10 protein-coding genes are annotated in these 13,874 nt (G+C 50.9%); 7 read left to right on the top strand and 3 right to left on the bottom strand.

The genetic code is table 11. From position 1 onward, the window contains the following. Positions 1–697: 697 nt before the first annotated feature. From ACS18Q_RS10465 to ACS18Q_RS10455, 3 genes are read left to right on the top strand one after another with little or no spacing between them, the layout of a single operon-like run. The gene (locus tag ACS18Q_RS10465; RefSeq protein WP_004724558.1) at positions 698–925 is read left to right on the top strand and encodes a FeoA family protein; all 228 of its coding nucleotides are present in this window, start codon (positions 698–700) and stop codon (positions 923–925) included. Next, on the top strand, positions 925–3,195 hold the full coding sequence (feoB, locus tag ACS18Q_RS10460) for a Fe(2+) transporter permease subunit FeoB (RefSeq protein ID WP_238820959.1): 2,271 nt from the start codon (positions 925–927) through the stop codon (positions 3,193–3,195). Before ACS18Q_RS10465 ends, feoB begins: the two co-directional genes overlap by 1 nt. After that, the gene (locus ACS18Q_RS10455) at positions 3,192–3,422 is read left to right on the top strand and encodes a FeoC-like transcriptional regulator (protein ID WP_014204636.1); all 231 of its coding nucleotides are present in this window, start codon (positions 3,192–3,194) and stop codon (positions 3,420–3,422) included. The genes feoB and ACS18Q_RS10455 overlap by 4 nt, the downstream gene beginning before the upstream one ends. A 43-nt stretch (positions 3,423–3,465) precedes the next feature. On the opposite strand, the gene ACS18Q_RS10450 is transcribed toward ACS18Q_RS10455, so the two are convergent. Both ACS18Q_RS10450 and argS read right to left on the bottom strand, forming a co-directional pair. Then, the gene (locus ACS18Q_RS10450; protein ID WP_004724553.1) at positions 3,466–3,894 is read right to left on the bottom strand and encodes an HIT family protein; all 429 of its coding nucleotides are present in this window, start codon (positions 3,892–3,894) and stop codon (positions 3,466–3,468) included. Between the two features lie 111 nt (positions 3,895–4,005). After that, positions 4,006–5,739, bottom strand: a complete 1,734-nt coding sequence (gene argS, locus ACS18Q_RS10445) for an arginine--tRNA ligase (protein WP_014204638.1) — start codon at positions 5,737–5,739, stop codon at positions 4,006–4,008. A gap of 206 nt (positions 5,740–5,945) precedes the next feature. Here argS and ACS18Q_RS10440 point away from each other — a divergent pair, with 206 nt between their 5' ends. After that, a complete protein-coding gene (locus tag ACS18Q_RS10440) occupies positions 5,946–6,539 on the top strand; it encodes a VOC family protein (protein ID WP_004724550.1) in 594 nt (197 codons plus the stop codon). On the opposite strand, the gene ACS18Q_RS10435 is transcribed toward ACS18Q_RS10440, so the two are convergent. Then, on the bottom strand, positions 6,536–9,316 hold the full coding sequence (locus ACS18Q_RS10435; protein WP_441257064.1) for an insulinase family protein: 2,781 nt from the start codon (positions 9,314–9,316) through the stop codon (positions 6,536–6,538). The two genes, ACS18Q_RS10440 and ACS18Q_RS10435, sit on opposite strands and share 4 nt — an antisense overlap. A 221-nt stretch (positions 9,317–9,537) precedes the next feature. Between ACS18Q_RS10435 and sixA the strand changes: the two genes are divergently transcribed. The 3 genes from sixA (at position 9,538) to flhF (ending at position 13,866) form a co-directional block, all read left to right on the top strand. Further along, entirely contained in the window at positions 9,538–10,005 is a 468-nt protein-coding gene (gene sixA / locus ACS18Q_RS10430; RefSeq protein WP_004724546.1) for a phosphohistidine phosphatase SixA, read from the top strand. 184 nt (positions 10,006–10,189) lie between these two features. Continuing rightward, positions 10,190–12,283, top strand: coding sequence for a flagellar biosynthesis protein FlhA (flhA, locus tag ACS18Q_RS10425; protein ID WP_004724545.1), 2,094 nt, complete (start codon positions 10,190–10,192; stop codon positions 12,281–12,283). Between the two features lie 59 nt (positions 12,284–12,342). Beyond that, on the top strand, positions 12,343–13,866 hold the full coding sequence (flhF, locus tag ACS18Q_RS10420; RefSeq protein ID WP_441257645.1) for a flagellar biosynthesis protein FlhF: 1,524 nt from the start codon (positions 12,343–12,345) through the stop codon (positions 13,864–13,866). The last annotated feature ends 8 nt before the right edge of the window (positions 13,867–13,874 follow it).

Genomic DNA, 13,874 nt, shown 5'->3' with positions numbered 1-13,874 from the left:
ATGGCTTTTCCTAAATGCCAAAATCCCGGGTGTGCTCGTGTCTAGCGCTAAGCGGTGTTGTGTCGGCACAGGCGCGAGGATACAGGGTTATGAGGAAAACAAGGTTATGAGAAAACGGGGCGTTTGAGCGTGAGCATGCCCACAGGCGTTAGTATTCGGTGCCGAGTGATGACGCTCGCATGAAGGGGTTGTGTCGAACGAATGGGTGTGGGAACGAATAAAGGGAAATGCAGCAGAAAAAAATGTCGTGGTATAGCCGGGGGGACTATACCACGGGCGTCAACGACACCTTCGCTTGCTGCCGGAGTGATATGGACTAAGCCATATGCACCTCTGGAATTTCTATCTCAGGGAGAATTCCCTGTCGACGAGAGTCACTATATCGGCCGCGGCTTTTTTTACTTATAAAATTAACGCCAACGTAACAGGAGAAATCCGCCAATCTTCGTTTTATATTTAAGCGTTTGATTTATTAGATGTTTATGTTTTTCTCGGTTTGAGGTGGATCACACCGCGGAGGCGTAAGAAAATACTTAAAGCGAGATTAACGTTTTTGACGGGCGGATAATTAACAAAAATGACGGTTCAATTGGTGCAATCTTTGATTTCACACAATTACATAGCTGGGGTGGAAGAGTATGATTCACATTATTAATAATAATATTTCTCATTAACAATACGATTGCGTGTGGCTACGATGAAATTATCTGATTTAAAAGCGGGTGAATCCGGCCAGATTCTGGCGTTGAATGGTCTGTCGACCGATGTTCGAAAAAAACTCATGGTGATGGGGTTGTTACCAAACACGCAGGTCACTTTAATTCGTCGTGCGCCGATGGGTGATCCTTTGCAAGTTGAAGTTCGTGGTGTGTCTATTGCAGTACGGGAAAGTATTGCCGCAGCGATTGATGTGGAGAAAGCGTAATGCATTATAACGTTCTAACGGTCGGTAACCCCAACAGCGGTAAAACAACACTCTTCAACGGCCTGACGGGTGCCAAACAACAAGTGGGCAACTGGGCAGGGGTGACTGTCGAGAAAAAGACGGGTCGTTATCAACATGGTGGTGACGAATGTCGATTAACGGATCTACCGGGCATTTATGCGCTCGACAGCGGGAACGACAGCAACAGCATTGATGAGTCTATCGCATCACGTGCGGTGCTCACCCATCCGGCTGACCTGATTATTAACGTGGTTGACGTGACCTGTTTGGAACGCAGCTTATATATGACGCTGCAACTGCGTGAATTGGCGCGCCCGATGGTGGTGGTGCTCAATAAGATGGACGCGTTAAAACGTGAACGTCAAACCATTGATGTGAAGAAACTAGAAAAAGCGCTGGGTTGCCCGGTGTTGACGTTGTCGGCACACGACAAGAGTCAAGTTCGCCGATTTAAAGACAAATTACATGAATTGTTGGTGAAAGGCGTCGCGCTGAAGCAGCTTGATTTGGACTATGGCACTGAATTTGAAGCGTCGATTGCGCGTTTGATGCCGCTGTTTTCTAATCAAGAAGTGGCTGCACGTGCACTGGCGATTCGCGCACTAGAAAATGACTTGCTGGTGATCAATGGCTTAGCCGAATCTCATCGCGAGCAGATTGCGCACGAGCAGCGCTTGTGTGCCACCGACATCGATCTGCTGGTTGCGGATTGCAAATACACGTATCTGCATCAGTTGTGTCAGAAAGTGCGCCGCAGTGAAGGCAAATTGAGTCACAGCTTCACGGAAAAAGCAGACCGTTTGGTACTGAACAAGTGGATCGGTGTGCCGTTCTTCTTTGTGGTGATGTACCTGATGTTTATGTTCTCCATTAACATCGGGAGCGCATTTATCGATTTCTTTGATATCGGTGTGGGCGCTTTGTTGGTCGATGGTGGCCACTATGTGTTGGACGGACATTTGCCGGTTTGGTTAGTGACGGTGCTGGCCGATGGCCTTGGCGGCGGTATTCAAACGGTGGCGACCTTTATTCCAGTGATCGCCTGTTTGTACCTGTTCCTAGCGGTGTTAGAAAGTTCAGGTTACATGTCGCGCGCGGCGTTCGTGCTGGATAAAGTGATGCAGAAAATTGGCCTGCCGGGTAAAGCATTTGTCCCGCTGGTACTTGGTTTTGGCTGTAACGTGCCTGCGATCATGGCAACGCGAACCCTTGATCAAGAGCGCGAGCGCAAATTAGCCGCATCCATGGCACCATTTATGTCGTGTGGTGCGCGTTTGCCTGTGTATGCCCTGTTTGCGGCGGCATTCTTTCCGGAAAGTGGCCAAAATGTGGTGTTTGCGTTGTACTTACTGGGCATCATTGCGGCGGTATTTACCGGTTGGGTATTGAAGAAGACACTGTATCCGGGCTCAAGTGACAACCTAGTGATGGAAATGCCAGACTACGAAGTCCCCACGCTGCAAAACGTACTGATCAAAACGTGGCAGAAGCTGAAACGCTTTGTGTTGGGTGCCGGTAAAACCATCGTGATTGTGGTGGCGGTGCTGAGCTTCTTGAACTCGGTCGGTACCGACGGCTCATTTGGCAACGAAGACAGTGACAACTCGGTCTTGTCCAAAGCAGCGCAGGTGGTGACGCCGATCTTTGAACCGATTGGGATCAAGCAAGATAACTGGCAAGCGACGGTTGGTATCATCACGGGTATCTTTGCCAAAGAAGCGGTGGTCGGGACGTTAAACAACCTGTACACCTCTGCAGAAGGCGACGATGCTGAGTACGATCTGATGGGCAGCCTGAAAGATGCGGTGATGTCGATTCCTGAAAACCTGATGGGACTAAACTTCTCAGATCCGCTGGGCATTGAAGTGGGCGATTTGTCTGACAGCGCATCGGTGGCGCAAGATCAAGATGTCGATGCCTCGATTTTTGGCAACCTGAACAGCCACTTTGTGACCAGTTATGCTGCGTTCTCTTACCTGATTTTCATTCTGCTTTACACACCCTGTGTGGCCGCGATGGGGGCGTACGTGCGTGAATTCGGTACTCGCTATGCGCGCTTTATTGCGGTGTGGACGATGGGCTTGGCCTATGCTTCGGCAGCATTGTTCAATCAAGCGGCACATTTCAGTGACGCACCGATGAAGAGTGCCAGTTGGATCGTCGGTATTGTGTTGGGCTGCGCGCTGGTCTTTCATTTACTCAAACGAGCAGGTCGCAAACAACAACGTCTTGAGGTGCAAATTGCATGATTTTAACTGAGCTAAAACAAGCGATTGCAGCGCAAGGCGGGATTTCGCGCAAGGAGCTCGCGAAGCGGTTTGCGCTCAGTGAAGATGGCGTGGATGCGATGTTGGCGGTGTGGATTAAGAAAGGCGTTATTTCACGCTTTATTGATACCAATGCAGCGCATCGTGTCACGCGAGTGCGTTATTCCCTCAATCGGGAGCAAGGATTGTCTGTGACGGTCACGATGTAATTGGAACGAAAAAAGCCGCGTTAAGCGGCTTTTTTTACGGCGTTTAAACGGCCACAAACAGCGAGCTCAAGGAAAGGACATTGCGCAGTTTAGTCAACATGGTGTCTTGGTCGGCTTCGCTGCGACGTTCGCCCGGGGTGTTGCCCCATACGGGACCTGGCCAAGCGACATCGTGTTCAAAACGAGCGATGTGATGGATATGCAGCTGAGGAACCATATTGCCTAGCGCACCCAAATTGAGTTTGTCCGGTTGGAACAAGGCTTCCAGCGCCTGATTGATCGCTTGGGATTCGAGCAGAAATTGCTGCTGTTCATGCATTGGCAAGTGATGAAGTTCCTTCAGATTCGCTTTTTTCGGAACCAGAATGACCCAAGGCACGGCAGCGTCTTTGTGCAGCAGCGCGACACATAATGGGAAATGGCCAATGACATCGGTATCTTTTGCTAACTGAGGATGAAGTTCGAAACTCATGGTGTTGTCCGTTATGGTTGATGCCGTCGGAATGCGACAGAAGTCACCATTATACGCCAATAAAAAAGGCTGACACCATGTGCCAGCCTTTGAATCGTCTCAATTTATTGATTACATACGTTCTAGCGTTTTGATACCCAACAGCGACAGACCTTGTTTGATGGTCTTCGCGGTCAGCGCGGCCAGTTTGAGGCGGCTTTGTTTCACGCTTTCGTCTTCAGCAATCAGGATTGGGCAGGCTTCATAGAAGCTTGAGAATTGACCCGCTAGTTCAAACAGGTAGCTACACAGAATGTGCGGTTGACCTTCACGAGACACTGATTGGACCGCTTCTTCAAATTGCAGCAGTTTGGCGATCAGTGCTTTCTCTTTCTCTTCGGTGATCTTGATGTCGCCCGTCAGGTTGTCTGGTGAAACGCCTGCTTTTGCGAAGATAGACGCAACACGTGTGTACGCGTACTGCATGTAAGGTGCGGTGTTGCCTTCAAATGCCAGCATGTTGTCCCAATCAAACACGTAGTCAGTGGTACGGTGTTTTGACAGGTCTGCGTATTTCACGGCAGCCATTGCTACAGTGGTCGCGATATCCGCTTTCTCGTCAGCGCCTAGATCTGGGTTTTTCGATTCGATCAGGGCTTTTGCTCGTTCTTCGGCTTCATCCAGCAGATCGGCCAGACGCACGGTGCCGCCAGCACGTGTCTTGAATGGACGACCGTCTTTGCCCAGCATCATACCGAATGCGTGGTGTTCCAGAGTCACTTCTTCAGGCACGTAACCCGCTTTGCGTACGATGGTCCACGCTTGCATCAGGTGTTGATGCTGACGAGAGTCGATGAAGTACAGCACGCGATCTGCGCCCAGTGTTTCGTAACGGTATTTCGCACACGCGATGTCTGTGGTGGTGTACAGGAAGCCGCCGTCGCGTTTTTGGATGATCACACCCATTGGCTCGCCGTCTTTGTTTTTGAACTCTTCGAGGAAGACCACTTGCGCGCCGTCATCTTCTTGGGCCAGACCTTTCTCTTTCAGGTCCGCCACGATACCTGGCAGCATGTCGTTGTACATGCTTTCGCCCATCACGTCGTCACGCGTCAGTGACACGTTTAGGCGGTCGTAGTTGCGTTGGTTTTGAATCATGGTCACGTCGACCAGTTTCTTCCACATGTCGAGACAGAATGCGTCGCCACCTTGTAGTTTCACCACATAGTTACGTGCTCTTTCCGCAAATTCTGCATCTTCATCGTACAGCTTTTTCGATTCACGGTAGAAGGCTTCAAGGTCAGACAGTTCCATCGACACTTCGCCAGATTCTTGCTGCACGCGCTCAAGGTTGGCAATCAGCATCCCGAACTGTGTGCCCCAGTCGCCAATGTGGTTGGCGCGAATCACTTTGTGGCCGAGGAATTCCAGGGTGCGAACCACAGCATCGCCGATGATGGTTGAACGCAGGTGACCCACGTGCATTTCTTTGGCAACGTTTGGCGCTGAGTAGTCAGCCACGATCGTTTGTTGTGCTTCTTTTGCCACACCCAGACGCTCGTCAGCCAGTGCTGCATCCGCTTGTTTCGCTAAGAATTCTTCGCTTAGGAAAATGTTGATGAACCCTGGGCCTGCGATTTCGGTTTTGCTCGCGATACCGTCTAAATCAAGCACATCGATGACTTTTTGCGCGAATTCTCGCGGATTTGTACCTAACTGCTTTGCAACGCCCATAACGCCGTTGGCTTGGTAATCACCAAACTGTGGTTTTGCGGATTGGCGAACGGCTGCAGGGCTGCCTGCAGGTGCGCCAGCGGCTTCAAGAGCCTGAGATACTTTGTCATTAATCAGTGCTTGGATATTCACACGCGTGTCCTTCAATTCTGGGAATTGGTTGGATATGCATTTTATTCACTTGGCAGTCGTGAATGCATATCTCGATTTTGTTCATAAATTGGCGCACATGATAGCAATTTTATGACAGAGCTTATAGGGACAAAATTACGAAATTTTCTACTTTTCGGTTGAATCTTGGTAACATCGACGACAAATCATTATTTTGAGTAGTTAAAATGCTTCAGTCGCTGATGGAATCAGGCCTTCATCCTGTTCAAATGAAAGACAAACTCGCAGAATTTATGCATAAAATTCAGCAATTATCCGAGCTTTTGCATATGGATTTATCCACCCATACGCTGGACCACATTGCACTCAGAATCAATGATTTGGAATTGGCGAAAGCCGCTCATGTGGCATGGTTGGATGAAGCAGAAGAAATCTCCTGCGCGCAGATTAATGGTCGCCCGATCATTGTGATGGCATTTCATCAGCCTTTGGTCGCTGAACCGTGGCGCATTGAGTGTTTAGAGTTGCCGTATCCCGCGCCGGGAAAAACGTATCCGCAGCAAAGCTGGGAACATGTGGAGTTTGTGATTCCATCACAAGCGCAAACCGCCGATGACTTTCTCCATGAGTTGTTACAGCGCTTTCCAGCCTTCGCGCAGCAATGGCCGAAGTTGGCAGAATTGGGCGTGAAAACCAAATTGTCGAGCCCGAAAGGTGAAGGGGAGCGGTTGAACAACCCAACGGTGGCGTTTAAATGGCAGGGCGTGTGCATCAAACTGCATCCACACACCCTGAAAACCATTGTGGCATCGGAGCGTTAACCGAGATCGTACGCTTTTGGCCGCAGTTGAAACTCTTCAATTGAGCCGATTTCTTGGCCTAAACTCAGCGGCTCTGCATCTTCGTGCGCATTGCCCTGTGTGTGCATAATGAGTCGGTTGGCGGTGCGCGGTTTCAGCTCATTCACCACAAAGCGAATCATGTCGGAACGGCTAAGCTGTTTCAGTTCTTCTAAAACCACTTCTCGTTGATCGAACGTCCAGTCTTTATTGCCGATGGCGACCCACAAACGCTGCGCTCGTGTGCGCAGTGTTGGATCCGGTGTGGCAATCTGATTCCACAACCCGCGTTTACTGCTGTGCCATTGATATTCGTTGAGCTCCAGTAGCACCATGTAAAACGCATTGAGGAACTCGTCGATGGAGCGAATCAGTTCCGCTGGGGCAGCATTGGGGGATTGAACGTACAACACCATGCCCGGATGGCGATTGAGTGGCATATTGCCTGTGCCCACCATATAACCCAGTTGCTGCTTGGTGCGGATTTCGTGGAAAAAGGTGGCTGACATCAGATGATTTGCCAACGAATACAGCGCAATGCTGCGTGGTTCGGTATCTTTCGATTGGTAGTAGACCACGATCGCGGAATCATCTTGATCGCAATTCACTTCACGCTGGAAGGTGCCGTTGTCGCCCAACATCACCAGCGGGCGCAACGACTCTTCGTAAGTCTGGTTTTTGACGCGCAGTGCATCTTTGAGCACTTCTGCCATGGCTATCGCATCGTGTTGTTGCCAATCGCCATACACGAACATTTCGATGTGCAGTTGCGCGAGGATCTTCTCTACGAATTCGGCCAGTTCACCGACGTGGATCGTTTCCAGTGCTTCCAACAATTGGCCGTAGGGCGGGTTATTGGGTTGCAGTAAGCCGGTCATGGCATTGAACAGCTGTGAAATTGGGCGGTCATGGGCGGCGTTGCGCCAGTTGCGCAGCAACTGTTGTTTGATGGTGTCAAACCGTTGTTCGCTGAATTCTCGTCGGGCAAATTTATCGAGAATCATCTTCATCAGTTGTGGCTGTTTCTGGCTGAACCCGGAAATGGTCAGTGTCACGCCGCCTTGGTGGGCGTACATGTTGTAACCCATGCCGGCAATCTCTGCTTGATACGTCTCTTTGGCCAGCGTGTCGAGAAACATCTCGACGCACAGGCGCGTGATGACGATATTGCGCGTGCTCGCCACGGAATGTGGGCTATCGATGGCAATGTAAATTACACCTTTCGGCACGTGGAATTCGGTATCTTGCAGATGCCACAGACGAAAGCCCGGGAGATCCTGTACCACTTGCGGCAGGGTTTGGGTGTCGTCTTCCAATGGGCGCGGGTCAAGCTGATCACAAATAAACGGGTTTTCTCCCGGCAGCTCAAGTGGCAGTGACATGCTGTGGTGGTGGAATTGGGTCATTTGTTGGGCGCTGAATGGGCGCACGGAATACGGTGTGAAATACCAATCGGCTTCACGGTCGTAGTCCAGCCCTTGTGCAATCAGCGTTGCACGCAGATTTTCTGGCACCAGATAGGTCAAAATTTCACGCAGCAGCGCTTCGTCATAGGTTTGCATCATGTAATCGCCGTAGATGATGTCTTCAGCGGCATAATGCTGCATGTTGATCACCAAATGACTGACGATATCCAGCGGGCGTGAGGTTTCCTGAAAACGAAAGGCTGATTCCAGCACCGCGCGTTTTTCGGTGTAGCGCCATGCGTTCAACCCATTTTCGCGGATCAACGTTAACGTTTCAAATAAGGCTTGAATGATGTCATCGACGTGCTCAAGCCCCAGCGGGGTTAAGGCACAACTGACGGAAAACTCACGGTAATTGCTGCCGCTGGCACCACCACCGGCAGACAGCGATGTGATCCATCCTTTCTCTTTTAGGGCAAGCAGCAGGCTGCCTTCGCCTTCATAACCAATCAAATGGGCAAAGTAGGACAGCGGCTTACGCTGATAATAGGCATCGGTGCTGGGCATCGGAAAACTCATGATGAGTTTGCGAATTTCTTTGAGTGGCTCAACCTGAATCATCAACCCCGTTTGTTCCGGCGTGACAAAGGGTTCATCAATGACTTTGTCCGCCAAATGACGGTTTTCAATCGCGCTGAATGTGTCGCGCGTCCAGTGTTCGAGCTCATCAAGGCTTTGCGGTCCCATGATGACCAGCGTCATCAAATCGGCAGAATAGTGTTGTTCGTGAAACGCGATGATTTCGTCACGAATGTTGCTGCCGTCACGGTCGCCGAGTGTCTCAAGGTTGCCAACCGAGAACTTCGCAAACGGGTGCGCCGGGTTAATGGTGGCTTTTTGCACTTGATAGAGACGGCGAGAATCATCGCTCAGTTTGAGTTTGTATTCGGAGTCGACCGCTTGGCGCTCTTTGTCTAAGGCTTCGGCATTAAACAGCGGCGCGGTGAAAAATTGGCTGAAACGATCGAGCGCTTTTTCAAACACGTTCGGTGATACATCGAAGAAGAAACACGTGTGTTCCGTTCCAGTCCACGCATTATTGGTTCCGCCGTGCTGATTAATTACGCTTTGAAATTCGCCCACTTTAGGGTATTTTCGCGTACCTAAAAACAGCATATGTTCCAGATAATGGGCTAACCCTTCGCGTTCTTTAGGATCGTCGAAGTGGCCAACCTTAACGGCTAACGCGGCGGCAGACTTCTGAGCACTTTCATTGTGGATCAACAGCACACGCAACGAATTGGACAGAGTCAGATGTCGGTAGCTATTTGAATCATTTGGGCTAATGTGCACAGAAGTTCTCCGATAGGGCTTTGATTTTTTAAGTATGGCGTTGAAACGAAACGGCGCAAATTCAAGCCTGTGATTTTTTGAGCAGAATGTCATTCTAGTCCTAAAGCTGACTTTTTAATAGACTGTTACCCCGGTCTAAGTCTTTACTTTAGGGATTGCTATAATCGGCGACAAAGCAGCATCAGACTGCCTGTGTGTAGAAGAGCAAATAGGTATACCTAATGAAAATATTTATCATGCGTCATGGTGAAGCGCATCACTATGCAGCCAGCGACGCAGAGCGAGCTTTGACAGACAGAGGTCGCAGCGAATCAGTCGCGGTTGCCCGTGCCTGTATCGAACAACAAGATCTGCATACTATCGATAAAGTTTTGGTCAGCCCTTATCTTCGTGCGCAGCAAACGTGGCAGGAAGTGTCACGTTATTTTTCTGCTCGCCACGTGCAGATTTGTGACGACATTACGCCTTATGGTCAGGCTGAGAGTGTGTTTGAATATTTAGCGGCGCTGGTTGAGTTGGAAACGCTCGACTCGCTGCTGTTGGTGTCACATCTGCCGTTGGTGGGCTATCTGGCTTCCGAGTTTGTGGCGGATATGGTTCCGCCGATGTTCCCGACCTCGGGCTTGATGTGCATTGACTACGATCCCCACACCCGCCAGGGCAAAGTGGCTTGGAACGTCCACCCGTAAGGGAAGGACGCGAGAAAAAGGTTGTCTGCGGGCAACCTTTTTTAATGGGGCATGTTTTTCTCGCCAAGCCAAACGAGAGAACGCCTAGCCAAGTTTTTGACACTTGGTATGGACTAAAACTTGCATCACAACGCCAACGTCTTGTTGCGTCTCTTAATTTTCAACCACTAATTGCTAGCAGCCTATGAAGTTTACTCTGCCATTTGCGGACAAATTGCCCAACATCCCTCAACGTAGCATGCCTGCGATCGGTGCGCCGATCATGGTATTGGCCACGTTGGCGATGGTCGTGCTGCCGATGCCCGCCTTCCTGCTTGACTTGTTTTTTACCTTCAACATTGCTTTGTCGATGGTGGTGTTGTTGGTGACCGTGTATACCCGGCGACCTCTGGATTTCGCCGCATTCCCTACCGTGCTTTTGATTGCGACCTTGCTTCGCTTGGCGCTGAACGTGGCCTCGACGCGGGTGGTTTTACTGTACGGACATGAAGGGCCGGGCTCTGCGGGTAACGTGATCGAAGCGTTTGGTAACGTCGTGATTGGCGGGAACTACGCCGTCGGTTTGGTGGTGTTCCTCATTCTGATGATCATCAACTTCATGGTCGTCACCAAAGGTGCGGGCCGGATTTCAGAGGTGAGCGCACGCTTTACCTTGGATGCGTTGCCGGGCAAACAGATGGCGATTGATGCCGACTTGAATGCCGGTTTGATCGATCAAGAGCAGGCGCGCACACGCCGTTTTGAAGTCACCAAAGAGGCGGACTTTTACGGCTCAATGGACGGTGCGTCCAAGTTTGTGAAAGGGGATGCGATTGCCGGTATCCTGATCCTGTTTATCAACATCCTCGGCGGTCTGACCATCGGGATGATTCAATACGACCTTGGCTTTAGCGAAGCCATCCAAATTTATACCCTGCTGACCATCGGTGACGGTCTGGTGGCTCAGATCCCGTCGTTGTTGCTGTCAATCGGCGCTGCGATCATGGTGACGCGTCAAAATACCGATGAAGACATGGGTCAACAGGTTATCTTCCAACTGTTCGATAACCCGAAAGCGCTGATGATCACTGCGGCGATTCTTGGGGTGATGGGTATCGTGCCGGGCATGCCGCATTTCTCGTTCTTGAGTTTAGCTATTTTGGCGGGTGGTGGTGCGTATCTGATTCAACGGAAACAGAAAAAAGCCGAAAGCGATGCCCAGTTACCAGCCAAAGTGGAGGGCGATGCGCCCACCCAACGTGAGCTGTCTTGGGACGATGTTCAGCCCGTCGATGTGATTGGTTTGGAAGTGGGCTATCGCCTGATCCCATTGGTAGACCGCGACCAAGGCGGCGAGCTGTTGGAGCGCGTCAAAGGGGTGCGCAAGAAACTATCGCAAGATTTTGGTTTCCTCATTCCGCCGGTGCACATTCGCGATAACCTCGAACTGACGCCAAACAGCTACCGCATCACGCTGATGGGCGTGGCTGTAGGGGAAGCAGAGATTCGCCCCGATCAAGAACTGGCCATCAACCCCGGCCAAGTGTATGGCATGATTGATGGCGAACACACCTATGACCCGGCGTTTGGTCTGGAGGCGGTGTGGATTCGCGAAGAGCAGCGGGAACACGCTCAGGCGCTGGGCTACACCGTGGTCGACTCATCCACCGTGTTGGCGACGCATTTGAGCCAACTGCTGACCAACAACGCCGCGCAACTGATTGGTCACGAAGAAGTGCAGAACTTGCTGGAAATGCTCGGCCGTTCGGCGCCGCGTTTGGTGGATGGATTTGTGCCGGATCAATTGGCATTGGGCGTGGTGGTCAAAGTGCTGCAAAACTTGCTGCATGAAGCGATTCCGATTCGCGATATTCGAACCATCGTGCAAACCTTGTCTGAATATTCAAGTAAGAGTCAAGAACCCGACATTCTGACTGCGGCGGTTCGTATTGCGCTGAAACGCCTAATCGTTCAAGAAATCAATGGCATAGAACCAGAGCTTCCGGTCATTACGTTGATTCCTGAGCTGGAACAAATCTTGCATCAAACCATGCAGGCTTCAGGCGGAGAATCGGCAGGGATTGAACCTGGCTTGGCGGAGCGCTTGCAGATGGCATTAAGCCAAGCAACGCAAGAGCAGGAACTGAAAGGCGAACCGGCGGTACTACTGACATCCGGTGTCCTACGTTCTACCTTGGCTAAATTCGTCAAAAATACGATTCCGAACCTAAGAGTGCTGTCGTATCAAGAGATACCAGACGAAAAACAAATTCGCATTGTGCAGGCGGTCGGCAACTGAACGTCCTCACTTAATAATGGATAGCTGCTTTGAAAATTAAACGATTTTTTGCCAAAGACATGAGAACAGCGCTGCTTCAAGTGAAAGAAGAGCTCGGCGCAGAGGCGGTGATCATGTCAAACAAAAAAGTCGCGGGTGGCGTCGAAATCGTGGCGGCCGTTGACGGTGAAAGTGCATCCGTCGCACCGGCAGCACCGAAACAGTACAGTTCACAACCAAGACACGTCGGCACTCAGGCATCGCCCGCACTGAAAAACACAGCGACGCGTCGAGAATTGCAAGATGACCGCGTGAGCCTTAACGGCGCAGGGAACGGCAATTCGATGACGCAACGCTTTGCCAACATGCTCAAGCAGTACAGCAATGGCGCGCAAGAAGATGAGCCATCGCATCGTGCAGAAAACGAAGATTCACTGTCTGCGCTGCTGAAACGCCAGTCGGACAACTATGGTGCCGATAAGCGTTTGGCCGATAAGCGTTTGGCCGATAACCGTTTGGCTGATAATCGCACATCAGACAATCGTTCACCGCTCGCACGACAGCTCAGCAATGAATCGCCACTGGCCAAATTGTTGGCGGAAGAGCGTTCTGAATCGCGTGGTCGTCCACGCTTGGACCCATCTCGCTACGAACGTCAACGTGAAGAAGAAGCGCCTGCCAATCCCAATGAACTGGAGAATATGCGCGAAGAAATGACGTCGATTCGTCGTTTGTTGGAGCATCAAGTGTCCGGTTTGATGTGGCAGGAAGTGGAACGCCGTGAACCGCTGCGCGCAATGTTGATCAAACGTCTTGAGCGCATGGGTGTGTCATTGGATTTGGCGGACCAACTGGCCTGTTATATTCCCGAAGATACGCAACCGCAAAAAGCGTGGAAAGCGTTACTAGGTTTGGTCTCCGACCAAATTCCGGTGGTGAAACAAGACATTCTCAAACGCGGTGGCGTGGTTGCGTTGCTAGGGCCAACGGGCGTGGGTAAAACCACCACGGTGGCGAAGCTGGCTGCACGTGCAGCGATGGAGTACGGCTCCGATAATGTCGCCCTGGTGACCACCGACACCTACCGTATCGGTGCCCATGAACAATTGTCCATTTACGGACGAATTATGGGATGCCCTGTAAGAGTTGCTAAAGATTCCAATGAGTTAGCCGATGTAATATACCAGCTACGTAATCGTCGCCTGATTTTGGTGGATACAGCGGGTATGGGGCAGCGCGATGTGCGCCTGTCAGAGCAGCTCGACACCCTCATGCAAGAGAGTGGTGAAATCATTCACAGTTATCTGGTGTTGCCGGCAACCGCACAACGCAAAGTGTTGCAGGAAACCATTGAGCACTTCAGAAGAATTCCTCTTTCTGGGTGCATTATGACTAAGCTCGATGAGTGTTTGAGCTTAGGCGAATTTGTCAGTGTTGTAGTTCAAAATTCGTTGCCAGTGGCGTACATCGCCAATGGTCAGCGGGTACCCGAAGACATAGTGATTGCTCAGCCCAAATACATGGTAGCGAAGGCAAACGAGTTGCTAGAGAAGTCGACAGAAGATGAACCTCATTACTGGAACAGTGATTCAGAGAGATTCTAGGCGGCGGA

Origin of the sequence: Vibrio sp. Vf1514 (assembly GCF_052076135.1) — a bacterium.
GTDB classification, from domain to species: domain Bacteria; phylum Pseudomonadota; class Gammaproteobacteria; order Enterobacterales; family Vibrionaceae; genus Vibrio; species Vibrio furnissii.
This window is presented reverse-complemented; position numbering and strand designations above follow the sequence as displayed.